23 protein-coding genes and 1 pseudogene are annotated in these 25728 nt (G+C 48.7%); 13 read left to right on the forward strand and 11 right to left on the reverse strand.

What is annotated here, in order from left to right; all coding sequences use genetic code 11:
* Positions 1 to 52: 52 nt before the first annotated feature.
* The 7 genes from U2F10_RS05945 to U2F10_RS05975 all read left to right on the forward strand — a co-directional run bounded on the left by U2F10_RS05945 (position 53) and on the right by U2F10_RS05975 (position 10566).
* Positions 53 to 409: a GPW/gp25 family protein gene (locus tag U2F10_RS05945; RefSeq protein WP_163671187.1), complete on the forward strand. Its 357-nt coding sequence runs from the start codon at positions 53 to 55 to the stop codon at positions 407 to 409.
* An 8-nt stretch (positions 410 to 417) separates the two neighbouring features.
* On the forward strand, positions 418 to 2592 hold the full coding sequence (locus U2F10_RS05950) for a putative baseplate assembly protein (RefSeq protein WP_499871282.1): 2175 nt from the start codon (positions 418 to 420) through the stop codon (positions 2590 to 2592).
* Between the two features lie 10 nt (positions 2593 to 2602).
* Entirely contained in the window at positions 2603 to 3619 is a 1017-nt protein-coding gene (locus U2F10_RS05955) for a phage tail protein (RefSeq protein ID WP_499871284.1), read from the forward strand.
* An 18-nt stretch (positions 3620 to 3637) separates the two neighbouring features.
* Positions 3638 to 4918 carry a hypothetical protein gene (locus U2F10_RS05960; protein WP_499871285.1) on the forward strand — a complete coding sequence of 427 codons (1281 nt, stop codon included), beginning with the start codon at positions 3638 to 3640 and terminating at the stop codon, positions 4916 to 4918.
* 93 nt (positions 4919 to 5011) lie between these two features.
* Positions 5012 to 7162, forward strand: a complete 2151-nt coding sequence (locus U2F10_RS05965) for a WD40 repeat domain-containing protein (RefSeq protein ID WP_499871287.1) — start codon at positions 5012 to 5014, stop codon at positions 7160 to 7162.
* A 12-nt stretch (positions 7163 to 7174) separates the two neighbouring features.
* On the forward strand, positions 7175 to 9742 hold the full coding sequence (locus tag U2F10_RS05970; RefSeq protein WP_499871288.1) for a COG1470 family protein: 2568 nt from the start codon (positions 7175 to 7177) through the stop codon (positions 9740 to 9742).
* A 176-nt stretch (positions 9743 to 9918) separates the two neighbouring features.
* Positions 9919 to 10566, forward strand: a complete 648-nt coding sequence (locus U2F10_RS05975; RefSeq protein ID WP_499871290.1) for a hypothetical protein — start codon at positions 9919 to 9921, stop codon at positions 10564 to 10566.
* Between the two features lie 790 nt (positions 10567 to 11356).
* On the opposite strand, the pseudogene U2F10_RS05980 reads toward U2F10_RS05975, so the two are convergent.
* Positions 11357 to 11563: pseudogene (locus tag U2F10_RS05980) on the reverse strand (hypothetical protein); the annotation flags it as partial.
* A 68-nt stretch (positions 11564 to 11631) separates the two neighbouring features.
* On the opposite strand from U2F10_RS05980, the gene U2F10_RS05985 reads away from it, so the two are divergent.
* Positions 11632 to 11778, forward strand: coding sequence for a transposase family protein (locus tag U2F10_RS05985; protein WP_499871291.1), 147 nt, complete (start codon positions 11632 to 11634; stop codon positions 11776 to 11778).
* A 2-nt stretch (positions 11779 to 11780) separates the two neighbouring features.
* Here U2F10_RS05985 and U2F10_RS05990 read toward each other — a convergent pair whose 3' ends face one another.
* Together U2F10_RS05990 and U2F10_RS05995 are read right to left on the reverse strand one after the other, a co-directional pair.
* Positions 11781 to 13223, reverse strand: coding sequence for an MATE family efflux transporter (locus U2F10_RS05990; RefSeq protein ID WP_499871293.1), 1443 nt, complete (start codon positions 13221 to 13223; stop codon positions 11781 to 11783).
* A 97-nt stretch (positions 13224 to 13320) separates the two neighbouring features.
* Positions 13321 to 14031, reverse strand: a complete 711-nt coding sequence (locus U2F10_RS05995; protein ID WP_163703166.1) for an SDR family oxidoreductase — start codon at positions 14029 to 14031, stop codon at positions 13321 to 13323.
* Positions 14032 to 14148: 117 nt separating this feature from the next.
* Between U2F10_RS05995 and U2F10_RS06000 the strand changes: the two genes are divergently transcribed.
* Positions 14149 to 15045 (forward strand): LysR family transcriptional regulator, encoded by an 897-nt coding sequence (locus tag U2F10_RS06000; protein ID WP_163671205.1) that lies wholly within the window; start codon positions 14149 to 14151, stop codon positions 15043 to 15045.
* Between the two features lie 205 nt (positions 15046 to 15250).
* Here U2F10_RS06000 and U2F10_RS06005 read toward each other — a convergent pair whose 3' ends face one another.
* Positions 15251 to 15931 (reverse strand): response regulator transcription factor, encoded by a 681-nt coding sequence (locus tag U2F10_RS06005; protein ID WP_163671884.1) that lies wholly within the window; start codon positions 15929 to 15931, stop codon positions 15251 to 15253.
* Between the two features lie 86 nt (positions 15932 to 16017).
* The gene (locus U2F10_RS06010) at positions 16018 to 16197 is read right to left on the reverse strand and encodes a hypothetical protein (protein WP_163671206.1); all 180 of its coding nucleotides are present in this window, start codon (positions 16195 to 16197) and stop codon (positions 16018 to 16020) included.
* 193 nt (positions 16198 to 16390) lie between these two features.
* Here U2F10_RS06010 and U2F10_RS06015 point away from each other — a divergent pair, with 193 nt between their 5' ends.
* The gene (locus U2F10_RS06015; RefSeq protein ID WP_499871295.1) at positions 16391 to 18043 is read left to right on the forward strand and encodes a phytoene desaturase family protein; all 1653 of its coding nucleotides are present in this window, start codon (positions 16391 to 16393) and stop codon (positions 18041 to 18043) included.
* 57 nt (positions 18044 to 18100) lie between these two features.
* On the opposite strand, the gene U2F10_RS06020 is transcribed toward U2F10_RS06015, so the two are convergent.
* The 5 genes from U2F10_RS06020 to U2F10_RS06040 form a co-directional block, all read right to left on the reverse strand.
* Positions 18101 to 19099: a sll0787 family AIR synthase-like protein gene (locus U2F10_RS06020; RefSeq protein WP_499871297.1), complete on the reverse strand. Its 999-nt coding sequence runs from the start codon at positions 19097 to 19099 to the stop codon at positions 18101 to 18103.
* 196 nt (positions 19100 to 19295) lie between these two features.
* A complete protein-coding gene (locus U2F10_RS06025) occupies positions 19296 to 19808 on the reverse strand; it encodes an MSMEG_0567/Sll0786 family nitrogen starvation N-acetyltransferase (protein WP_163703163.1) in 513 nt (170 codons plus the stop codon).
* 241 nt (positions 19809 to 20049) lie between these two features.
* Positions 20050 to 21132 (reverse strand): MSMEG_0568 family radical SAM protein, encoded by a 1083-nt coding sequence (locus tag U2F10_RS06030; RefSeq protein ID WP_163671210.1) that lies wholly within the window; start codon positions 21130 to 21132, stop codon positions 20050 to 20052.
* 114 nt (positions 21133 to 21246) lie between these two features.
* Complete coding sequence (locus tag U2F10_RS06035; protein WP_499865716.1) at positions 21247 to 22245, reverse strand: Nit6803 family nitrilase; 999 nt, start codon at positions 22243 to 22245, stop codon at positions 21247 to 21249.
* A gap of 197 nt (positions 22246 to 22442) precedes the next feature.
* Positions 22443 to 22925 carry an MSMEG_0572/Sll0783 family nitrogen starvation response protein gene (locus tag U2F10_RS06040; RefSeq protein WP_499871299.1) on the reverse strand — a complete coding sequence of 161 codons (483 nt, stop codon included), beginning with the start codon at positions 22923 to 22925 and terminating at the stop codon, positions 22443 to 22445.
* 329 nt (positions 22926 to 23254) lie between these two features.
* Here U2F10_RS06040 and U2F10_RS06045 point away from each other — a divergent pair, with 329 nt between their 5' ends.
* The 3 genes from U2F10_RS06045 to U2F10_RS06055 all read left to right on the forward strand — a co-directional run bounded on the left by U2F10_RS06045 (position 23255) and on the right by U2F10_RS06055 (position 25438).
* Positions 23255 to 24544: an MSMEG_0569 family flavin-dependent oxidoreductase gene (locus tag U2F10_RS06045; protein ID WP_163703161.1), complete on the forward strand. Its 1290-nt coding sequence runs from the start codon at positions 23255 to 23257 to the stop codon at positions 24542 to 24544.
* Positions 24545 to 24562: 18 nt separating this feature from the next.
* Positions 24563 to 24799: a WD40 repeat domain-containing protein gene (locus U2F10_RS06050; RefSeq protein ID WP_163703160.1), complete on the forward strand. Its 237-nt coding sequence runs from the start codon at positions 24563 to 24565 to the stop codon at positions 24797 to 24799.
* 63 nt (positions 24800 to 24862) lie between these two features.
* Positions 24863 to 25438, forward strand: coding sequence for a Uma2 family endonuclease (locus U2F10_RS06055; protein WP_499871301.1), 576 nt, complete (start codon positions 24863 to 24865; stop codon positions 25436 to 25438).
* 30 nt (positions 25439 to 25468) lie between these two features.
* On the opposite strand, the gene U2F10_RS06060 is transcribed toward U2F10_RS06055, so the two are convergent.
* Positions 25469 to 25693 carry a hypothetical protein gene (locus U2F10_RS06060; protein WP_499057647.1) on the reverse strand — a complete coding sequence of 75 codons (225 nt, stop codon included), beginning with the start codon at positions 25691 to 25693 and terminating at the stop codon, positions 25469 to 25471.
* Positions 25694 to 25728 lie beyond the last annotated feature (35 nt).

Consider the following 25728-nt stretch of genomic DNA (forward strand, 5'->3'; position numbering starts at 1 on the left):
AAACATATTGGTAAGCACTAAAGAGATTTTAGGACAGGGTTGGGGATTTCCCATGAGGTTAACGCTTCAGGGGGGACTTCAATTTAGTCATGACTATCGTAATCTTGAAGAATCAATTGTCATCATTCTCAGCACTCGTTTAGGCGAGAGAGTCTATCGCCCTGATTTTGGCTCTCGCCTCCATGAATTAGTGTTTGCTCCCCTCAATGATGACACTCTACTGCTGGCCCAGATTTATGCTCGCACAGCGATCCAAAAGTGGGAACCTCGTGTCTTGGTTGAAGCAGTTACAGCCATACCGATGCCTGATACAGCCAGTCTCAGCATCACAGTTAATTATCGAATTCGAGAAACACCTCATCGACGGAGTTTGGTATACCCCTTTTATCTCACCCCATCTGATGAGTAGCGAGCCCTATGGAATTTGACTTTCTGCCCAAACTACCTAATTCCAATTTAGACGACCGCACGTTTAAGGAGCTGGTCGAAGAGTGTCTGTTGCGTGTGCCCCGCTACTGCCCGGAATGGACTAATCATAATCCTAGTGATCCCGGCATCACCATGGTGGAGCTATTTGGCTGGCTCACTGACCAAATGATGATGCGGTTTAATCAGGTGCCGCGTCGTAACTATGTAGCTTTTTTAGAGTTGTTAGGTATTCGTTTACAGCCGCCTGCGCCTGCCCATACCGCCATTACGTTTTACCTGGCTGCAAGTTTGCCAGAGCCTTACCAAATTCCTGTGGCAGTAGAGGTGGCAACTGAGCGTACTGAAACAGAAGAGGCCATTATTTTTAGTACTGATCGGCCACTAATCATTGGTCTTCCCTTGATTAATCATCTGTTGACAGCAGATACGGCTGAGCGTATTCCTAACGTTTTACAAGATCGGCTCTCTACCCGTTGGAGTCGTAATACCAGTGGTGATTGGACCGGTTGTGAACAGACTATTTTTAATCCCACCCCTCAACCTGGTAACAGCTTTTATCTAGTGCTTGATCCAGCCCAGTCCCTTGAAGGCAATGTGATCGCCCTACACTTTACGGGTGAAACGGCAACGCCCACTGGTATTCGTCCTGAGACACCACCCCGCCAATGGCAAGCCTGGGATGGTCAAACCTGGGTGCCAGTTCTCATGCAAGAAAGCGATGACGAGACCTGTGGGTTTAGTTTTTACAATACGGGTAGCACCAGCGATATTCAGCAGGGAGAGGTGGTGCTGCACCTGCCTCAACAATTTCCAGTGACCGACTTTGCTAGCTATCGGGGCCGTTGGCTACGCTGTGTTTGTACAACTCCTGACAGGGGAGTTCCCACCTATCGTAATTCTCCTCGTCTCTTGAGTGTTTCAGCTCGTTCCATTGGTGGCACCATTGATGCTAGCCAGTGCCTGCTGGTGCAGGATGAATTGCTAGGGGAAAGTGACGGGCAGCCAGGCCAAAGCTTTCAATTGCAGAGCCAGCCGGTGCTTCCCCGTGATGAAACAGAATTTTTATCGATCATTCTGCCCAGCGGTATTCAGCAAGACTGGCAAGAGGTGACTGATTTTGCTGACTCTGGTCCAGAGGATTGGCATTACACCCTCGATTCGCTGACGGGGATGGTGCAGTTTGGCCCTCTGATTCGAGAGCCTGGTCAGCTAAAAACGGCGACACACGTGCGATCGCAACAACAATTCCACGGCACCACCGTACTCACTACCCCCCCACAGCTGCTGGAACGACAGTATGGCGCCGTTCCCCCCAGAGGGTCCATGATTACCATGGGTGCCTATCGCACTGGGGGTGGACAGCGGGGTAACGTGCAACCCCATACATTACGGGTGATTAAATCAGCTGTCCCCTATGTGGCCTCAGTGATCAACCATGGGGCCGCTTACCATGGAGCCGATGCTGAATCATTAGATGATGCCGTACTACGAGTGCCGCGACTGTTGCGTACCCGAGACCGAGCCGTCACTCCAGAAGATTTTGAAACCTTGGCCATTGAGGCCAGTCAAGGGGCTGTAGCCCGCAGTATTTGTCCTCAACAGATTAACAGCCAGCCGGGGGTGGTGAATGTGATGTTAGTGCCCCAAGCCAACACCGCCACCATTGATACTGCCATGGGGATCTCTCCGGAGTCCTTTGACCTTACGCCTCAGCTGACCCAACAGGTTACCCAGTATCTAGATGAGCGCCGTCCTTTAGGTATCCAGGTGAAGCTACAGTCCCCTGAGTATGTGGGCGTGACTGTCAAAACAGAAGTTGCCATTGATGCAGCCTATGGTGCCCCTGAAGCTCAGCAGGTGATTCTCCATGATCTGCAAGTCGCCCTCTATCGGTTCTTAAATCCCCTTGTTGGAGGCCGTAACGGTCATGGTTGGCCTTTTGGTACAGCGGTGCATCCGTCAGACATTATCACATTGTTGCAGGGGATAACTGGAGTACGTTATCTCGGGGCCGTCATGCTGTATGAATTACGACGTCAAGACAATGGCTGGGTGCGTCAGTTAGCCCCTGATAACGTTGTTAAACCAGGACCATTAGGCCTGGTCTGTTCCTGGGCAGATACTCAGCTACGTTCGGGCCACACCATTAGTCTGATTAATTAGGGAGAGGCCGATGTCACAGGTACAAACGGGACAAATGATGAGTCTTGAGCTATTGCCTCTCCAGGTGCCTGAAGCGGTTATAGACTCAGCTACCGTATTCTCTCGACAAGCGGTAATGCCGCAGTCGTTAATCAGTAAACTGTGTCTACGGCCAGGGGAGTTTAGTGAATTAGTGGTGCGGATCAAAAACCACTCTAGTGAGTCGATCCAACTTAACTTCTCGGTCACTGGAGATATGCCCTCTAGCTGGTGGCAACTGCGCACAGAAGGCTCTAGTTTACCTGGCCATCACCAGATGGAAGTTGTTCTGTATTTTGCGATCGCAGCCGATTTCTTTGAACAGCCCCTCGCCCCTGAGCAACTGCCCCTGAAACTAGATTACACTGGCCAACTAACCGTTACCGCCATCACCTCCCGAGGTGACAGTCAGGAACAAATTAGCCCTTTCCAAGTGTTGGTCAGGCCGCCAAGCCTGTATCTCGACTTTCTCCCCGACATCTATCGCAATGTTGATTTTGTTGGTCGATTTCTAAAAATCTTTGAAACCACCTTTGAGCCCACCGTTGATATTCTCGATCACCAATGGGCCTACCTTGATCCGCTCACAGCCCCCCAGGCCATGCTGCCGTTTCTGGCACACTGGGTGGGCTGGTCATTTCAAGGACCGCTCAGTTTAGCCCAACAGCGTGCCTTGATCCGCTATGCCATGGAGATTTATCGATGGCGTGGCACCCGACGCGGTTTGCGATTTTATCTCCATCTGGCCAGTGGTCTCCCCTTAGACGACCATGTATCCGATGAATCCCAACGGTCCATTGGCATCCACGAAAACTTTAGCCAGGGCTACGTGTTGGGTCAAACTATTCTAGGAGAATCCACCATCCTCAGAGGTAATCTTCCCTATCACTTCAACGTGCAGCTACGCCCTCCCAGGGATTATCCCCTCGATGAGACCCTGATTCGCACCATCATCGAACAAGAAAAACCCGCCTTCTGTAGCTACGACCTTGCCATCGAACCCCAATAACCAATACCAATACCCCCCATGAACCCCACCCCCCTCCGGCGTATCCAAGTCAACGACGGCATAATGAATCCCAGCCCCCTCCAGCGCATCCAAGTCAACGACGGCATGCTGATCACCGCCAACCATTGGCAAATCGCCCACAGCTATCACCAACAACGACAAACTATTCATTATGAAGCTCTCCATCGGGGTGGTATTGTTAGCGGCTTAGGAGTGAGTGTGGGTCCCATTCCCGAAGTCGCACCGAGTAAATATCGACAGCCCCGCTGGTTAACTATCCAGCCGGGATTAGCCATCGACGCTAAAGGCAATCCCATTGTGGTTTCTAATTTAGAAAGCTGTTATCTCTCAGCCCAGCCCATTGCTGAGACGACAATTTATATTGTGCTGAAACATTCAGAACGGTCCTCTCAATCTGAGATTGTTCAAGAAGCATTTCAGATTATTGAAAAAGATGTCCCGGCAGAGAGTGATGAGGTAGAACTTTGTCGAGTGCGATTAGGCGTGGGGGACGTTGCGATCTCACCTCCTGAGGATGTCTTTTCTCCTGCGCTCAACCAGCTTGACTTACGCTATCGTCAGTGGGTGCAGCCTCGCCCCCAGCGAATGGCCAGCGTTGCAGCCTGGTCTTACCATAGCTCAATTATTGCTCAGTTCGAAGACCTATTTGCCGCCTTGCCAGGCCTATATCCAGCATTGCAGGGACAGGTGACAGCGCAAGTATTGGAGAGTGATTTAACCTATCTTGCCTATGAAGATTTTTGTGAGCTGACTCGCCCCGATCAGCGGCAGGTTGCTCAGTATCTTCAGCAAGGGGGTGTAATTTTGGTTGGAGCTGCAGCCGACCAACTGGGTGAACTCTATCGGGTTGAAGCTGAGCTCAATCAAGCCCTCTTCGCCAAGCCTCAAGGCTTAACGTCATCGCTATACACCTCGGCAGAGCAGGAACTACATAACGTTCAAGGTTGCATTGCTGAAGCTGTGGCAAAACTAACTGAGCCATTGCTGGCTTTTCTAAACGCAGAGGGATTAAGTCTTAAATCTGTAGGCAGAGAAGTGCGATCGCACCCCTTTAGCTTTAGTCAGTGGCCCACGATCCATGGTCAGCCCATTGATCTCCACGGTTGGGGTGGGTTGTTACTGCTGGTGGGGCCGTTGCCTCAGGCTTGGAGCCTTAGCGAAGACCTGAATCTCTCCCGCGAAGAGATTCGCAGCGCTCAGGAATTGGGGGTTAACGTGTTGAATTTTGCAGCACGGCGGCGGTGTATGTATCAGTGGTTAGCGCCGCCGCCATCATAAGGGGGCATTGCCCAACCTCAGTTTCCTGATGCCTTGACCAATTCTCAACTAATCCGATTGCCTGACCCCATTGCCTGACCCTATTGCCTGACCATGGCCAAACAAATTCTGACCCAGCTTTCTACCCATACAGTCCATTTAGGCATGGGTAATGACCAATTTGAAGTCATGGTCAATAATCTTAGCGATCGGTTTGCCACCTTTGCCTTAGAACTGTCAGCTTCGGGGCTAGCTCGCCAGACTACACCAGATTGGTATCGGCTCACTCCAGACATCTCGGCAAAGATTCCGGCGGGGGATCAAGTCAATTTTGTGGTGAGCATTCTAGAAACTCCCCCGATCCCCGGTGGTTTCACTGGCAAAATGAATCTCAATGTCAATGTGACCTGTCTGGAGTTGGGGGAAGAAGACCGCCAGCTAGTCAACCTTGTTGTTGCCGGATCTGGTGTATTACCGTCCTCCCTTAGCGTCCCCAAAACTGAATTTCAGGCTGTTCCAGGAGATTTGATTGAGATCCCTTTACAGCTGTTTAATCCTAATCGTAACACCGCACATACGCGGGTTACCCTCAAAGGTTTGCCCAAAGCATGGCTTACCGACGGTCACGAGCGGCGTTTACAAGTGGCCCCCCAGGGAAGTGCCCATGGGGTATTTATCTGCCAGCTACCATCGACTAGTGAGGCAAAACCCTATCCATTTAGCATTGAAGTAAACCAGGCCGAGGCACCGATTGTCAGACAAAAAGGTATCCTCACAGTGTTGCCAACGGGCTGGGTTGAATTTGTTTATGAACTTGAGCAGTCTGAATGCTCAAAATCACCATCGGAGGAGAGAGTAAATGCTGCGTCGCATCGCTATGCCCTGGTCCTCAATAACAAAAGTAATGTCCATCAATCTGTTGCCATCACCCTAAATCGAGTTGATATTCCCTGGCACCAGAAAATTTGGGCGATGTTACATCGCCGCCCACCCATACCTGCATCAACGACATCGCATTTACTTCAGCTGACGCCAGCACAGGTTGATCTCAAAGTGGATGATCTGGCCCAGATGAGTTTAACCCTTTCGCCAAAATCCCCCTGGTGGGGCTGGCAACGACGGCAACAGTTTCAGCTACGCCCCCAGCTACATCAAACAGAAATACGACCATCGACTCAGACCGTTGAACTGGTAGCCACCCCCAAAATTCCCTTCTGGTTACAGTGTCTAGGTTTCTTTAGCCTGAGTATTATGGCCATTATGGCTGTCTATTGGCCCAGTGGTCATCGCGGCTCTGTGAATAGTGTACAGTTCGACGGTCAGGCGAATGCCGTGATTAGTGGGGCAGACGATCATACTCTATATCGTTGGCAAGTCTCGCCGCGTCTGCAAGATGTAGCAAAGCTTACAGATACGAATAAGTCTGTGCGTGTCGTTCGTTATCGTCCCCGCAATAATGATTTGTTAGCAGCTGGTTTAGAAAATGGAGAAATTCAACTATGGGATTTTTTATCCCAGAAGTCTCCTAAAACTTTGGTATTTCATAAGGATGATCGAGTCTTTGACCTGCAATTTAGCTATGATTCCCAAAGTCTTTTTAGTGCCCACGGTAGCGGGCTAGTACTGCGCTGGGCCATGGATGATTTATCTCACCTGGGTCAGGGCACTGTTCCAGAACAGGAGCACCACTTTGACTTTGCTATTCAAGCGATAGCACCGATTGATTACACTAACCAGCAACATAATCAACAGTCCCACTGGCTGGCTGTTGGCGGACGCTTTAACCACCTGGTTTTATGGAATCTAGAAACGGATCAGCAACACTTCCTGAAGTACCCTGCTGGGGAACCCAATCACTATATCTCTAGCGTAGATACAGCAGATGCTACTTCAACTCGCTTAGCGGTTGCAGATAATCAGGGGCGCATTACCCTATGGGATTTGGATAAATGTCTCCATAGTGTTACCGCTTGCAAAGTAAGCGACCAATGGATGGATGGCCATAAAGGTAAACCTGTAAATACCGTAGCCCTGAGTAAAAATGCCTGTTACCTGGCTAGCGGTGGTGACGATGGTCGTGTCATGCTCTGGTTTCTGAATACGGCAGGGCAGGTGATGGAACAGAAGAAAATAGCCCACTTTAGTAAACCCGTTAACAGTGTTGACATTTTGCAACAAGATAAAACCCTGCTAGTGGTCAGCGGCAGTGATAACCATCGTGTCAAGCTGCATCGCACTAAGGCCAACAATAAAATCTGCCCATAAGGATACGTCGCAATGACTCATTTTTCCCTACCCATGCGATCGCTACCCGAGATAGCTATGGAACCGTCTGAGATTGCCCTATCTCAGCCCATTGGGATTATCCTCTCCTCTTCTGGAGAAGACTCTGTGCTACCGGGCGAGCGTTTAGAAATTGGGGTGACCATTAACAACAAGGGAAACCAGAGTGCCATTATTGATGTCTACCTAGACGAATTACCAACGGCCATTCATAACTGGTGCTCTACGACACAAACCCGTCTGGCGTTGGATCCTGGTCAAGGGGAAGAAGTCACCTTTGGGTTTGATGTGCCAGCGTCAGCTTTATCGGGAGCCTATCGCTATCGATTGATCGTAGACGCCCCTAACCATTATCCTGATAGTCCGCCCCAGCGATACGAACAAGTCTTGCAGGTGTTGCCACCGACCCATACAACCGTCAGAGTAAATGATCCGACGTTTGCCGTAGAGCCAGTTACCACCACCAATAAGCCAGTTAAAACACTGCCAGGCAATCCGCTTCAGTTTCAAATATATGTTTATAACAGAGCGGACCGAGTGGATCGGTTTCGGCTACAGTGCACTGATTTAGCTGAAGATTGGGTAACCATTAATTATCCCCAGGGATTCCAAGCGCCAGGTTTGGCCATAACAGAACCCTATCTGGATTTGAACCCAGGTATGGAGGGCGTTATTTTATTGACCATTACGCCACCATCCAATGCCCTGGCAGCAACCATGCTGGCTACGCTACAGCTTAAATCTGAGAATAATCCACAACTCAAGCTGCTAGATGTTCTATACATCACCATTGATCCGGTTTATCAGCTGGATACTCGCTTTCGCACCCTGGTGAGTCGGGTACAGCGACAGCCAGGTTTATATAGTATTCAAGCCAGTAATCAGGGAAATACCCCCAGAACCCTGGAGTTCAAAATTTTAGGGCTGGAAGACGCTGATCTTTGTGACTATCAGATTCGGCCTCCATCACTGACCCTAGCTCCGCAACAAACCTTACTCAGCCAGATTTCTGTTCAACCTAAAAATCCCTGGCAGCGACCACTGTTTGGGGGTGGGCGAGTAATCAACTTTGAAGTTACAACAACTGACCCAGAGAAAAAGCCACTCCTCGACATGCCCATGCAGGGGCTTTTAATGTGGGAAGCGCGCCCCTGGTGGCAAATTTTGCCAGTTATTTTATTGTTGCTAGGCTCATTTATCGGGCTAATATGGTTAGCCTGGTATTTTTTTATTCGCCCCCCTGCACCCACCAACATTTTACGATTTTCAACCGAGGATACAGCCTACAGTGCCGCCCAAGGAGACACAGTACATCTTGGGTTTGACATTGCCAACCCAAGGCGGATACAGCATCTAGAAATCGTTGGCCTATCGGCTGAAGGTAAGCTGTTGAGTGGTCCTTTAAAGTTTGACTTTACCCAGGGGTTGCCTGCCACTTTAGAGCCTCTATGTGTGCAGCGACCAAACCAGCTGACTTGCCGTAATATTCGCACTGATGCCACACGAGCAGGCGAGTATACGTTTACCCTTTCATTGATTCCTAAGCCAGGTCGTAATGCTACACCAGCAACAGCAACAGCACTGCCTGTGACAATTACCCCTGCACCGCTACCGGCCATTCTAGAACTGGTCCCGACCTTCGCTTCTTATGCTGAAGCACCGCCACAGCCAAAGACAAAATCTAAGGAGACCCAGACAAACGCTGCGAAGAAGGCCCAGGCTACGGATGGGAAAAGAGCACAAATGACAGATCTTCCCATAGCGTTTGTTCCATCTCTGCCAGAAAAAGATCCCCATGTTGCCAGAGTCAACTGGAAGGTAGATCATCCAGAACAATTAGAGACGCTACACCTGGTTGGACGAGATGCAGAAGGAGCTGTCGCTACACCAGTGTTTTCATTCGATTTTCAGGCTGGGATACCCAAAGAACTCACTGATTTCTGCCTATTAGACACCCAGTTAATTTGTCGTAATGTCCCCACAAGTCTGCGTCAGGCGGGTATATACACGTTCGATTTAATCGCCATTCCTAAAGGAGAGTTGCCTGAAAAACCTATTTCATTGACCAGTGAACCCACACACATTCAGCCGCGCCCCCCCCGTTTGTTGACGTTCACGCTCAATGGAGAACCGGCTCAGCCTAACTATTTGGTCCCTGTTGATGAGGGACAGCCTTTAGTAAATTTGGAACTAGCTTGGACCGTAGAAGATAATCCGGGTACTCAAGTGATGCTGATGCCAGCCCCTGGAAATGTCCCCGTAGAAGGTGTTTTACCTTTACCCCTTAGTCCAGAACCGGGTGAAACGCTCGTCTCTTTGCAGGTGATTAATGGGGCTGGAGAACAGCTCACCCGTTCGATTACGATTACCACCTATGATCCGACACCAGAGAGTCCCACAATTGTTGTGAATACAGGGGATGCAGCAGCTGGTAATGGTGACGGAGCTAATGCTGCTGGCAGTGCTGATGCTGCCGGGAATAATGGAGGCGCAATTAGGGTGCCAGTGCCTAGCCGACCAGGTACAGTATCCCCGCAGGAGCTACCCCCACAGTTTGAATAAACTGGCTGTAATCCCCGTTGGATTTGGCGCGATACTCCCCTTGCTGGGATCAGAGAAGCACTGGAAAACTCTATCTACTCACAGCAGGGTATCCTGGCCCACGAAGTTGAAAAAGATCGAACCGTAACACCTAAAGAATCCATTTGATCGTTGGCAGACAGGGCACGGGTAAAACAATGACTATTAATTACCTGCTCAGCCTGATCACCAACCGCAAAATCGTACTCGATCCGCATTACCGATACGGAGCCTGGAAGGGCTGCGAGGTGATCGGTAAAGGCATGGCCTATCAGGAGATAGATGAATTCATTCAGGAGTGCTTGGAGGATATCCAAACCCGCTACCAGATGTATGCGACGGTTCCTAACTATCAACCCAAAATCGTCACCATCGTCTGTGAGGAGCTAACCAATTGGGCTGAGCACATCACTAAAGGTAAGGCATTCACCAAAGCCTCCCTTAGCGACTTTAGAAAAGCGGGCTACCAATCGATCAGCGTTGCCCATGGGGACACCAATACGGCCCGTGGGGGTGCAACCGGTACCCGCAAGATGCGGGATGAAGGGGAGGTGCATATCAAGCTACTGGCTAAAGGTAAGGCACGAATCACGTTCCCGGATGAAGCGCCCTTTATCCTGCACTATCCCAACTTGGAAGCCTACACCCAGGTAACTGACAGCTATTTAAGCGAGCATGATGCACTCATTGATGAGCTAGCTGAGGATGATTTTGAAAGTCAAATCATTAAGGAATCCCCTTCAATAAAGCTCCCTACGAAATGGGAAGTGGCTAAATCCAAAATGCAGGCTGTGGGATGTCGCTGATAGGTACTCAGCACTCGCGCAGGTATCAGAACTGTTAGCAGCGTCCCATAGTCAAATGCGAGCGCTCGAACATCGCCACGTGCTCTTTGAGAAACATGGGATTCCAATCCAATAAAAATCATTGCATCTACTACATACCTGGAAATCAAGACATGTCACTGAATCAAAATGAAAATCACGAATCGAAAATCAGGCTTCACCCGCCATAGGGGAAGCAGTCAGTAACCACATCAATACGCGCTTTGAGCGGTAGCTGTAGATTCGGTTACCGCTCGCTTTTTGAAGAGGGGTACTGAAATGCTTGCAGCTAAAGGCTTTGAGGGTGCGGGGATTGTGCGTTTCTTGCTGTTAGAGATATCAGCATTCTGATCGAGGTCGCGACAGAGGATGAAAGCGTCATTGATAAAATTATTTGGCTTAAGAAAATGCTGGATGGTGATGCCCAACACGAAAAGGAGCTTAAGCAATCTGGCACTGTGAATGATGATTGCGCTTGAGTATGGAGACGAATTACTCAAGGAAAACGGAATTTCAATCGAGTAACCCGCAACTTAGTCTCACTTGCTTCCGAAAAATCACTGCATCTACTTGATTCCTAGAAATGAAATCATGTTGCTGAATCAAAATGAAAAACACAAAAGCAAAACTACGCCATGGCAGACATCGGGGTACTGGTCGGTAGAAGCCTAAGCCATGGATAAATGTAAGCGGTAGCTATGGACATTTCAGGCTACCGCTCTCCTAACATCACTTAACTGTAATAGATCAAACTTCATCTGACAGAAGGGGGTTATCTGACACTTAGAGATGTGTCAGGTTGTGTTTGATTTTTGACACTCTTTTCTCCGTATTGATCTAATTGTTTTTCGTTTGCTAAATGCGCACTATCGAGAAAGGTTTGTATTGGTGTCTTGCCGTAACAATATCGACCTGAATGGGGGCGTTCCCAATTGTAATACTCTATCCATTCATCCACATCATTTTGTAGTTCCTCAAGACCTTGATTAGGGCAAACGCATACTCGGAATGGGAATATCAAGGGGCATCCTCCTGAGCTCATGCCCTATGCCTACCCCAGTTGAGAATTCAGTTACCCTGCTTGAGCATTTCAGAGCCCTTGAAGATCCCCGAGTTGAGTACCTGGTGGAGCATCGTCTGCTCGATATTATTGGCCTCACGATTTGTGCGGTGATTTGTGGGATGGATAGATAGTATTAGTGGATTGATTGTTGAGTAGTTGAGTAGTTTTCCATTTTTTCTGAATAGATAGGTGGCAGGATTAAGCCATTTTTAAGCCCATCGAAGATCTGGTATAGGCGAAAGCTAAAGAGCACAGCAACTGCAGCGATCGCAACCGACTGCCCAATCCATAGCCCCCGACTACCCAGCTCTAGCTGAAACCCTAGACCATAGCTCACCGATAGACCCACACCCCAAAAGCCCAGCACATTTAGCGCCATCGGTACTCGGGTATCTTGCAGCCCCTGTAGTGCACCGTACACAGCCTTTTGCAAACCATCCAATACCATCGTGATCGCCGCAATCGTCAGCAACGGCATTGCCAACATCACAATGCCTGCATTCTCAGGGCTATTCACATCTAAATAGATGCTAATCAGCTGTTTGGGGAACAACAAAAATGCTAACGACCCAACGGTCATCGAAACCGTCGTCAGCCCCAGACTTACCCAGGTAGCCTGTTGCATACCTGCTAAATCTCGCTTGCCAAACCACTGCCCTATGCGAACTGTGGTGGCAAAAGAAATCCCTAGTGGCACCATAAATACCACCACAATGGTTTGCAGCACCACCTGATGAGCTGCCAGTGCATCGGTTCCCAAGCGACCCATTAACAACATAATGGTTAGAAAGAATCCTGACTCCAAGCCAGAAAAAATGCCAATAGGCACACCCACCCAAACTAGCTTTTTGAGTACTCGCAGTTTAGGCCAGTGTAAGGTATGGAGAATCTGATACTGTCGAACAGCAGGATGCAGACGCACATACAGTGCAAGAGCAATAAACATTCCCCACCAGGTGAGCATGGTGGCTAAGGCTAGACCTGACAATCCCATGGCGGGCAAGCCTAATTTTCCAAACCCCAATATATAGTTGGCAACAATGTTGAACAGGGTACCCACTACAATAGTGACCATAATAGGCTTAGCGTGGGACAAGGCAGACACTGTTGAGCGTAGAGCCGTAAACCCTGCCATGGGCAAAAAGCTCCACAGGATAATCTTGAGATAAGTGTCGGCCAGTTCAACAACAACTGGGTCTTGACCACTGCGAAGCATCCAAACACCCAAATGACCAGTGAACGCCATGGCTGGTATGGCCACCAGTAATGCCAACCATAGACCCTGACGAGATACCTGTTGAATTCTGCCTCTCTGTTCAGCCCCAAAGGCTTGGGCTACCAAAGGACTGACCCCCATCACCACACCGGTGAAGGCGGTCATAACCACAATGTAGATAATGGCGGCCAATCCCCCGGCTGCTAAGACATCTGGCCCCATGCGACCCATCATGATGGTGTCGGCAAAACCAGTAGCGGATTGTGCCACCTGGGCGCTGATTAGGGGAACGGCTAAGTTGAAAAACTCCTTTATTTCAGAACGCAGAGCATTCTGACGAATTGTTATGGGGAAGGTCATGGTAAAAAGCGTTTCAATAAAACCACTGTAAAGACTTCAGGCGGCTATCAATATCTATGGCTTGCAACGGTTCCATCAAAGCCATAGAACTCAGAGGTTAAATCGCCGCAGAATAGGCCTCATCTACTTTGAGGGTGGTACCTGAAATAAACTTGGCATCGTCTGAGAGCAAAAAGGCAACGGCTTTGGCCAGCTCTTGGTAGGTGGCAGGTCGGCCCCACATCAGGTCGTCTGGCACATTCCAGCCTTCTAGTTCGGCCATATCATCGGCCACAAAGAAGGGGGCAATGGAGTTGATGCGAATGCGATCGCACCGATACCGTTTGGCATACAGCTTGGTAAAGCCTTCCATCGCGGTCCGCAGGGTACCGCTAAAGGGGGTTCCCAATGATGGTTCGTGGGAGTCACAGGCAGAAATCGTCACCATGGCCCCACCACCCTGCCGTCGCATGGGCTCTGTCACCAATCGAGCCAGACGAACAACGCTGAGAAATAACATTTCAAAATGGTCAAGCCACATTTGATCTGAAATCTCCAGCAAATCAGGCCGAGGCGGATCACCAAAGCTCATAACTACCCCATCAATACGCCCCCACTGGTCCAATGTGCTTTTTACAAGGGTTTCCAAATCAGCTGCACTCGACAGAGAACCCTGGACCCCAATGCCCTGCAGAGATTCTGCCAGATCTAAAACAGACGCTGAACGGGCCAACAGAGAAACGTTGTACCCCTGGGCTGCCAACTCTTTGGCACAACCGGCACCAATGCCCCGGCTAGCCGCCGTCACAATTACGACTTTGTCCCCCATTGTTGTCAACCTCACTAACTGTTTTTGGTCTAACACAGCATTATTTCCACCTTAATCTGTGCTTTTCTAGAAGAGAAGTCCATAGGCAGGCATATCACCTGTGCCCACGGGGAATAAATGCTAAGTGTTTTTAACCAGCTGCCGGAGCTAATCGCCTTTGTTGAAAGTGTTGATGTGGGAAGCTTTAGTGCCGCTGCGCGTTCGTTAGGCACGACCCCTTCCGCCATTAGTAAGCGGGTGGCCAAGCTAGAAGATCGGTTAGGTATACGACTATTGCAGCGCACTACCCGATCACTAAGTCTGACCGCCGAGGGAACGACTTACTACGATCGGGTAGCACGACTGCTACAGGAACTGGAGGATGCTAACGACAGCGTTATCTCGGGCGGTCGCCCCCGAGGCAAACTAACGGTTAGTGCATCCCTCGATTTTGGGCAACGGTTTTTAATGCAGCGACTGCCTATCTTCTTGAAAGAATATCCAGAAATTCAGGTGAATTTACAATTAACTGAGCGACTGGTGGATTTAGTGGCTGAGGGCATTGATGTGGCGATTCGACTGGGGGACCTGGAAGACTCTAGCCTCATTCGCAGACACCTGGGCTATGCGCAGTTTATTTTATGTGCGTCCCCTGGCTATTTACAAAAGTACGGCAACCCCGCCACACCAAAGGACCTGGTGCAACATAACTGCATGCGCTATCTCTTTAACGGGCAACCCCTTCCCTGGGAATTTCTCATTGATGGTGTTTGGCAAATAATTCCCGTCCGGAGTTCCTTTAATTCTGACAGTGGTGAATCTCTGAAAAATGCAGCATTAAGCGACCTTGGCATTGTCCGTATGCTGAGTTTCCATGTAAAAGAAGAGTTAAAAACCGGACAGTTAGTGTCGCTCTTTTTTGAACAGCTGCCACCGGGATTAGCAACCCAGGCTGTTTTCACCCACCGTCGTAATTTATCTCCTCGGGTGCAGGTATTTCTTGAGTTTTTGAGCACTCACTGTACTGTTTCTTAAAATCATTCACTGTGTTTTTAGGGCGATCGCACAGGTCGATACATAAAAATGAAGCACAGTGTGAATTACACGTGTAGTTCTTATCGGTAAAAGTGATTTATGATTTGAGACAATGACCTGAAGAAAAACTGGCTCCATGGGTCTGACAATCGCCAGATGGCGTTATGGCAATCAGACGAGGATGGCTAAGAAATCTGTCTAGAGCTTATTCATACGTAAAGCGGTAACCTGTTCCCCTAATGGTCTCGATCAAATGACGACCCAGCTTTTTCCTTAGATAGCCCACATAGACATCAACAATATTGGAGCCCGGATCGTAGGTATAGCCCCAAACGTCATCCAGTAGTTTTTCTCGGCTCATAATTTGCCCTGGATTACGTACAAATGCTTCAGCCAGCAAAAATTCTCTACTAGAAAGCTGAACAGCATTCCCATTAACTCGCACTTCTCGGGTGCGTAAATTTAACTCTATCCCCTTAAAGCTCAGAAAAGTCAGGGGGCTACTGGGGCGACTTTGAGCAACATGCACATTATGTAGACGGGCTCGAACACGGGCGAGCAATTCCGCAAACTGGAATGGTTTGGTGATGTAATCATCTGCACCATGATTAAAACTGGTGACTTTATGATTGATGCCGTGATGAGAAGAAAGCACAATCACCGAGAGTGGTATTCCCTGTCTTCGTATCTCATCGAGCACAGTAATGCCATGCTTCATGGGCAACTCCAAATCAAGAATCATGAGATCAAACTGTCTATTTAAGACGGCTTCGATCGCATCTTCGCCATTATGAACAACAGCTGTTTCATAGCCATTGGCCTGCAACCCCTTTTCCAAAAAGTGGGTAACTCCAGGAGCATCGTCCGCAACTAAAACACGTTTCATCATGATTACAACTAAAATTCAAAACTTGAGGCAAGTAGTCTAAAGCCTTAGAGATCACTTGATCAATCATGTCTAAATATTCTATCTCAAAATTTCATTGTACTAAACGGTTTAGTAAGGCGTACATCATCCACAGTCTTTTCCAATATCTGCGCCCGTCCATAGGCTTCATGGGTTAGGGTCTCTTGCTCTTGCCATAAGGTTTCGATCTGTTCTTTTTGAGCCTGGACTTCTTGGGTCAGGGCTTGGGCATCCTCCGGCGTCATCGGATGTTGACAATAGAAACATTTAGAGCTAAGTTTATGTTGTCGATGTCAACATTGATGTTATAGCCTTAGTTTGGGTGTCGATTATGGATGGCCTTAGTGGGCAAAGTTTATTCAACGCTGCGTCGATACTCTGATCATTCTCTTCATTTTGCGATCGCAATCATCATTCGTTTGACCGTTGGAGGTCACCATGAAAACTACACGCAAAAACTACGACCTAATCTTGATTGGCTCTGGTATTGGTGCGTTAACCGTGGCTAGTTTAATGGCCCAGCTACGCGATAAGCGTGTGCTGATTCTAGAGCGCCATTTTGTCCCAGGTGGTTTTACCCACACGTTCCAGCGTAAAGGGTTTAGCTGGGATCCAGGTCTGCACTATGTTGGGCAAATGGAAGCAGGCTCTGAAGTTCGTAATTTGTTTGACCTGATTACGAACCAACAGGTGCAGTGGCAAAAGATGCCAGAACCCTTTGAAAAATTTGTCTATCCCGAGTTCAGTTTCGACCTCTATGGTGACCCTAAGCAGTTTCAAGCTGATCTAACCAAGCGATTTCCAAAAGAATCCCAGGCCATTCGTCAGTACTTTAAGGATATTCCTAAAGCAGCTGCAGCATTGTTTCTCGATGCGGCCAAACACAACAGTGCTTTTCTGTTCAAAGTAGTCGGTGAAGTGGCAAAACTCTGGCATGGAACTAGTCTCAATCTGACAACTCAAGACTATCTAGATCAACACTTCCAAGATCCCCAACTGAAAGCATTGCTAGCCTCTCAATGGTTAGACTATGGTCTGTCACCAGCAGACAGTCCCTTTGCCCTCCATGCCACGATTGTTAACCACTATCTCAACGGAGGCTATTATCCTGTAGGCGGATCTGGCACCATTGCTAACAGCGTACAGCAGGTAGTTGAAGCTAAGGGTGGCAACGTATTGGTGAGCCGAGAAGTTACCGAAATTTTGCTTGACGGTGACAAGGCTGCTGGGGTGCGGGTGCGTAATTTGAAAGCAAAAGAAGAGACATTTGAAGACTATTATGCACCTACAATCGTATCTAATGCTGGAGCCTATAACACCTACTTCAAGTTTATTCCAGACAACTATCCCATTCCATTCCGAGAATCTCTGCAACAATTTGTGGAAGCGCATCCACCAGCCACAAATGTGTCTGTATACATCGGTTTCAAAGATGATCCACGGCGGTTAGGTTTCAAGGGCGAAAACCATTGGATTTACGATACTTTTGACCATGGGGCTGTGGAGCAACAAAAGGGGAGCTGGATTCATACAGGTCAGCCGCTTCAGGTATATCTGTCGTTTCCATCGCTGAAAAATCCTTATGCCAAAAAACACACAGCCGAATTGATCGCCTCTGCCGATTACGCTAGCTTTGCCACCTGGCGCGATCAGCCTTGGTTACATCGAGATAACGATTACAATGCTCTCAAGCAACGTATCCAGAACGTTTTACTAGACATGGTTGAACAACATTATCCAGGGTTCTCAGATCTCGTGGACTACTGCGAAGTATCCACACCTCTCACTAATGAACATTTCACAGATCATCCTCAGGGTGGAATATACGGATTACCCATGTACGCAGAACGATTTGCAGCTAAGAACCGAGGCTGGACCAAGATCAAAACACCGATGCCAGGGCTATATATGACCGGCAGTGATGTTTGTATGATGGGTATTGCTGGCTCAATGATGGGAGCAGTTTTGACGACCAGTCACTTGCCTGATGGGATATCTATGGCTCAGGTATTTGCAAAGGCGGCGAAGGCCCAGGGACATGGAGAGAATAGCCTGACAGAAACATCACACACAATGCGTTTAGGAATGTAGATCAAAAGTTCTACGATTCATAGTTCTGCAGGCTGTCAATTTAGATAATCCCCCTAATTATTCACGTTGTCCAAACCCTGTTAATGGATAAACCATATCCCAAAACAGCTCTTGGTCTCCCGCCTGCTGCAGAATGATTTGAGACCCCGTTGTCACCTTACCAACAGCCTTACACGTTAACCCATGGGGCTGAAACAGTTTCTTGACCTGGGCAAGACGCTCAGGCGGCACAGTAAAAAGAAAACCAAAGCTAGGAAAACTCGTGAGCCATTTCTCCCAGGCAACATTCGGTGGGTGCGGTACCAAATCCAGGTTCAAGGTAGCCCCCACCCCTGACGATTCAGCCAGCATTAGCAGGGTGCCCACCAGACCGCCCATGCTGATATCCTTCCCCGCAGTACACAACTCAGCGCTCGCCAGCTCAGGGAGTAAGGCTATCTGTTGTCGCAGCATCGCAGGCTCAGCCGTTGTTGCAGCATTCCAAAACGGATAGTTTCCGTAGTAACTGCCCGCCATGTTTACCACCATGACCAAATCATCGCCGGGCTGCGCATCAAAACTGGTGATTAGCCGCTGTGCGCGCCCCAATATGGCAACGGCAAGACCATCGTAGGGGCTATGGCAGTTGGTATGCCCGCCAATAATAGGCACATTATACGCACGGGCAGCCGCCTGCATTCCCTTCCACAAAGGAGTGCAAGCGGTGACAGATTGACTCCAAAGTGTATCCACTACGGCGATGGGTGTCCCTCCCATGGATGCAACATCCGAAATGTTGACCATAATGGCACACCAGCCCGCAAACCAGGGATCCTGGGTCACTAGCTGGGGCCACAGACCTTCGGCAGCCAGCAGCAGATAACCATCGCCATCGGGGATGGCCGCACAGTCATCGCCTAAGCGAATCGGTTCTCCGGCAGCCGTTTGCACATATTGCCCAATGGCTGTGGCAGCTGTTTGGATATCCCGTTTGTTGAGGATACTGACAGATTCCTGGAGGGAGTTAACCAGGGTAAATAGGCTGGGTTGCTCGGTTTTAGGGGTGGTGGGTTGCATGGCCTTCATCCCCCGGTCCCTTCTCCCTGGGGAGAAGGCGGGTTAGGGATACTTAGGCATTTTCCCGAAAAGGTTATATCAACTGGAAGTCCTCCTTTTTTGGGTGAAAGTATCTGTGTTATCCCCATTAGGCATACTGGGGTTTCCCGAATTCTGGGGGGAACAAGAGTCAAGTCTAACACTCTACAACTCCCCCTTAAGCCACCTGCGCAAGAGGTAATTCTGGACGAGGCTGATCCGTAGCAGGATAATATTCCAAATCAGCTTCCATAAGATGGTGGGGGTGTCCCAGGATTTCAATTTCCTCCAGGCTATGCCAATGGAGGCGGGTGAAGAAACGCACGTTTTGCAGTTGAACGGTGGCGAGGAAGCGATCGCACCCCCAAGTATTCGCTGTTGTTACTGCCTTTTGAATCAATCCTTTACCAATGCGACCCACCCGCCGAAAGTCTGGATGCACACCTAAACGCCCACCATACCAAAGCCGAGGTTTCTCCTCATAGATACGCACCACACCGACAACCTGGTCAGGCTGGTCGGGCGTGTGGGCAATGGCCACAATGGGGTACGACGTATTGTCAATGGAATCGCGATCATGCCCCTGGAATAGACCTTGCTCTTCACAGAAAATCTGTTGCCGCAAGTTGAAATAGTTGGCAATATCTGGTTTAGAAAGGGCAAGTTGAAAACTATACGTACGTTTTTTCATGGCTTTGAAAAATTTGTATGAACATAATTCCAATGGTGAAATTATTTCTGAGAACCTCCTCCCCTGACGCTACGCTTTAGCGCATGCCCTTTGGGCTTTAGGGTAGGTGACGTAGGCGACGGGATCTCGACCGATAACGCCAGTTGTTGATACCCCCCTCCCTACTGGTTCTCCTTATTAAGGGGAATCAGATACCGCCAAGCCTCTGACGTCGGTAGACCATTATTGGCCCATAAATTCTTTAACTCTCAAACAAAGACAACGCCGAACAAGCCCCACATTTAGCGCAGCCCGCCTTCATCTCACTGGATAACAGATTCGCCTGCTTCAGCATTCGCCCAATGCCCTGATACAGGTCATACATAAACTCACTGCTGGGAGGCTTATGGTCAGCCAATGGCGTGCCCCCAATGGGAACAAAGGGAACAACAAAGGGATAAACACCGATATCTATCAGCCGTTCGCTGACCTCCAGTAATGTCTCTTGGCTATCCCCCAGTCCAGCCAACAAATAGGTGCTGACCTGACCGCGACCAAAGACTTTGGTGGCTGCTTCAAACGCTTTGAAATAATAGGAAAGAGGTACTTTGGCTTTACCCGGCATAATCTTAGCGCGCACCTCGGGGTCTGCCGCTTCTAGGTGCATGCCTAAACTGTCGATGCCTGCTGCACGCATGCGATCAAACCAGATAAAATCATTGGGGGGCTCACACTGGGCTTGAATGGGAAGATTTACACGGGCACGAATCGCCTGGGCACATTCGGTTAGATAGGCCGCACCGCGATCGGTTGTGTTAGGGGTGCCTGTGGTCATAATCATGTTCTCCACTCCGTCCAAACGGACAGCGGCTTCAGCGACCTCAGCCAGTTGCGCGGGTGTTTTTTGAGCAATGGTGCGATCGGCGGCTAACGATTCACCAATGGCGCAAAACTGACAGGCTGTTTTCCGATTCTCATAGCGGATGCAGGTTTGGAGAACTGTTGTAGCCAGAACATTGCGACTGTGGAGCAGAGCAATCTTCCAATAGGGAATGCCGTCAACAGTTTGTAGATCATAAAACCGAGGCTGTTCTGGAAAATCTAACTCGGTGATCACCTGATCATCCTTAGTGAGAACAGACTTACCAGACTCACAATCCACACCATAGGGTGACTGGGCTGCACCATCCGTATACACCGGAACCATAAAGGTGGTTTCACCAATGGTGACTGCCTTATGGTCGGATGGACCCGCTCCTCCTTTACGGCCCGATGCACCAACGGTATCGGTGACCAAGTTGAGGCCCTTGGTCTGAAGCTCAGTAATCACCTGCTGTGAATTCATGGTGGAAGAAAAAAGAGAAATCTAAAGGGTGAATGAATTTGAGGGAATGGGGAGTGGGGAATCGGCAGTGAGAGCAGCTGGGATGAAGCAGGTTGTCTTGCTGAGGGCACTGTTTTATTCTGGCGTTTCTTCGGGGATGGGCGAAGGATTTAAAACATCAGAGGAGATATCTTGAGTTGTGCTCTCTGGGGATACAACAGAATATGGGGTTTTATTAACGGTTAGTTGTAATAAATCAGGACGGGCGTAGTGGCCGACTGAGTCCATCATGCGCTTACGTTTAGTGATTAGGGAAAAGTCTAGATCTGCGATCGCAATCCCCTCTCCTTCCCGAATCGGTTCACACAACGGCACCCCTTCCGGACTAATAATGGTGGTATAGCAGCCACCCCGCAAAACTTTCTCCAACGCTTCATTGGGAGCAATCTCACTCACCTGATCAGGCGTTAACCACCCCGTAGCATTGACCACAAAACAGGCAGACTCCAGCGCATGGTGGCGAAGCGTTACCTCAGTCTGGTTTGCAAAAACCTCTCCTACCATGGAGCCAGGAAACTGAGCACAGTGAATCTGTTCATGGTTGGCCATTAAACTATATCGGGCCAGCGGGTTGTAATGTTCCCAACAAGCCAGGGCCCCGACCCGACCAACTGCCGTATCGCACACCTGTAAACCAGACCCATCCCCCTGCCCCCAAACCATGCGTTCATGGTAAGTAGGCGTGATTTTGCGTCGTTTAAGCAGACAGGTACCATCTGCATCAAAAATTAACTGAGTGTTGTAAAGAGACCCCTTATCCCGCTCATTTACCCCCAGCACAATGACCATCTCATGGTTACGAGCGGCACGGCTCACCGCCTCAGTGACCGGCCCAGGCACCTCAACAGCCTCTTCGTAAAGCTTCATATGCTCTTTGCCCATCAGCACGGGGGGCAGCACAAATGAAAAGTATGGATAGTAGGGGACAAACGTTTCCGGAAAGACAATTAGATTAGCCCCCTCACGGGCAGCGTCATCAATGGCCTTCAAGACTTTTCCCAATGTACCTTCACAACTATGCAATACAGGTGAAATCTGTACCGCAGCTGCTCTTACGGCTCGAGAATAGTCCATAGATACTTTCTCCCCCACAGGATTTTCAACATCATTTTAGAGTGTTAGACAGTAGGTAATAGGTGTTAGACAAAACTGACACCCAATACCTACTACATAGTACCCGATAGCAGAAACTTGGCAGTTATTTCATCCGCCCATCGACTCATCCCCATTTGATAGTGGGCCAACTTACGCCACAGAGTACTAGTGCCTTTTTACATGGTCCAAGTATCGAGAACAAACGCCCCATCCTTACGGTGCATCAAGATAATGTCCAAGACATCCAAAGGATTAATGGGCATAATGCCAGGGATTAAAGAAGGCTCACCATGGCCATATAGCGCCTGCAAGGCAAATCGGCAAGCATAGACTTTACCACCCTCTTCCATAACCTTCACCAGTTGATTATTCATGGCCAGGTGCCCAGGAAAAGCCTCGTCTCCAATCTTGGGAAAACCGCGCTGCACCCCTAACGTAACACCAGGACCATAAAGCAGAACCGATGTTTCAAAGCCCTTACGGATCAGACGAGTTGCCTGCAATAAGTTAACTAAACCAATAGACCCTTCGAAGGCAACTGTGTGAAATGCGACCAGTGCTTTCTCTCCAGGTTCTGCTTGAACATCAGGAAATACCTTCTCTTCATAGTCAACAAAAAAATCACCGGCCTTATGAGCTGGAGTAGTTACTTCAGGCATCTGACGCTGCTCCCAATATGAATTTGTCAGCAGCTTAAAAGGTCTCAGTCACCATTCTCGTATCTGTTGTTACAAAGTCAGTAAGCCTGACAAATGAGACAGCTAAATCAATTTATTTCCATGAGAGATATTCCCAAAGGACAGTCTCCTGTTCAAAAGTGCAGGTCAAAGGATGTCGGTGTGAATTTTATGCGTCTTTAGACAGGGGATTTATCGTTAACGCCTGACCATAAGCCGAGATTTCAGGTTTTAGTATCTGTTGCTACAGGGGATTCCAGTGCTGATTTTTATGGTTGAACTGTAACCCATTGTCTTCAGGGACTGAATTTATGCGGGCACTCACTAGTTCACATTTTCCCGTTGCTATTGTTGGTGGAGGCCAAGCTGGTCTGTCTATTAGTTATTGTCTGAAGCAACACGGCATTGACCATATTATTTTTGAGAAGAACAGAATCGCTCACTCCTGGCGCTCGAAGCGATGGGATACATTTTGCCTAGTAACACCTAACTGGCAGTGTCTGTTACCTGGCTATCCATACCCTGGCAATGACCCGAATGGCTTTATGCAACGGGACGAAATTGTTCAATATATTGAAGATTATGCTAAATCTTTCAAGCCCCTGATTAAAGAGGGTGTCACTGTTTCGAAAATCAGTAAGCCGGAAAACGTATTTGAGATAGAGACCTCTATCGGTCACTACATTGCAGACCAAGTTGTGGTTGCCACGGGCGGTTATCACACGCCTAAAATGCCTAGGATGGCTGAGCGGTTGCCGTCGAGTGTGACCCAGTTACATTCTTCTGAGTATAAGAATTCTGAGACTTTACCAGAGGGAGCTGTGTTAGTAGTCGGTACAGGCCAGTCAGGCTGCCAAATCGCAGAAGATTTACACCTGTCTGGCAGACAGGTGCATCTATGTGTTGGCGGTGCACCCCGTTCACCTCGAAGATATCGAGGTAAGGATGTGGTGGACTGGCTAGATCAGATGGGTTATTACGACATGTCCATTGACGAGCATCCCCAGAAAGAGTCTGTCCGCACCAAAACAAACCATTATGTAACAGGGCGAGGCGGCGGACGTGAGATTGATCTACGACAATTTGCCCTAGAAGGCATGAAACTCCACGGCAAACTCAAGCATATCCAAGGTGATTCCTTAGAATTTCAGGATGATCTTGGCCACAATCTCGATCAAGCCGATGCTGTAGCTGAAAGTATTAAGCAGACTATTGACAGCTATATCGAAAAGCATCGGCTTGATGCGCCCATTGATCCTCCTTATCAAGCCGTTTGGCAACCTCAAACGAGTCTTTTATCTTTGGATTTGGTAACAGCAAAAATCTCCACAGTTATTTGGTCTACTGGGTATCATACGAATTTTAGCTGGGTAGATATTCCTGTATTTGATGGTAAAGGGTACCCGGGTCATGAGCGTGGAGTTACGACTATCCAAGGTCTCTATTTCTTAGGATTGCCCTGGTTATACACCTGGGGGTCGGGGCGCTTTTCGGGCATTGCTCGTGATGCAACCTATTTGGCAGATTGCATCGCGTTGAAGAATAGAGTGTTACCCCGACATTTGAACAGCAATATCAATGAAGTTGCATTAGGTTCATAAATTAATCAGACATTCTTTGTGGATAGTGACGATGCCCATGAACATGATAAATCGGTGGTTGCGATCGCATTCCATCCCACCACCCGACTACTGGCCTCAACGGCCCAAGATGGTCAGCTCTGCCTATGGAAAAGTGCAACCTCCTTACAACAACCCCTAAAACGACGACTCTGCTCAGCCAACGACGACTCCGCTCAGCCAAAAACGGCCCCTGAGCGGCCCCTTCGGCCCCGCTCAGGGGCCGCTTACCATTGATTACTCAGAAAATAGTTTTGACCGCTTACAATATGGGGGTAAGGATAGCTCGGCTCGCCTGTAATGACTGCCATCAATCTCAATTTAGAACCGTTAGTCGAGGAGCTGAGCCATGAGCAGTTCTACAGACTATGCATGGCAAACAGAGATGTTGTCATGGAGCGGAGTTCGACAGGAAAGTTAATTATTATGTCCCCAGTCGGTGGTGAAAGTGGTCGGCAGGAAGCTAACTATATTATCGATTTGGGTATTTGGAATCGTCAAACGGGTTTAGGAGAAGTATTCAGTTCCTCCACAGTGTTTAACCTACCCAATGGGGGTGATCGGTCTCCAGATGCAGCATGGATTACGTTAGAGCGATGGAATGCATTGACGCCAGAGCAGCAAACAAAATTTCCTCCCATTTGTCCTGACTTTGTGATTGAACTGCGGTCTGAAACTGACCGGTTGAAACCACTTCAGAAAAAAATGCAGGAGTATCTTGATAGTGGTTTGCGCCTTGGTTGGTTGATTAATCCCCAAGGAAAAACTGTTGAGATTTATCGACCAGGGCAAGCAGTAGAGGTCATAAAGTGTCCGACTACGGTCTCAGGAGAAGATGTTCTACCTGGGTTCGTTTTAGAGGTTAAGGGTTCCTGATTTCTGAAATTGTGGGTTCCTGGGCATAGTTTACTGGGTTAGGAGCTGTTCGACTTCAGCTGATTTTGAGGATATGTCCAGCTCTTGATAAAGAGATAGGCTAGCAGTTAAAAACTCTTTGGCTTTGATATCTGCGTTGGGTTCTTGTTGATGTGCCCAAGCTAGGTACATCTCACCCAGCAGTTTATTGGTTTCTGCTAAATTAACCAAGCTATCTACCGGGCTATCATCTCGGCGAACATAAAAATCTTTCAAATCCTCGCTTACAAGCGGTTCGTCAGGCTTAAATA

This window comes from Leptothoe sp. EHU-05/26/07-4, from assembly GCF_043421015.1.
GTDB lineage: Bacteria > Cyanobacteriota > Cyanobacteriia > Phormidesmidales > Phormidesmidaceae > Leptothoe > Leptothoe turfae.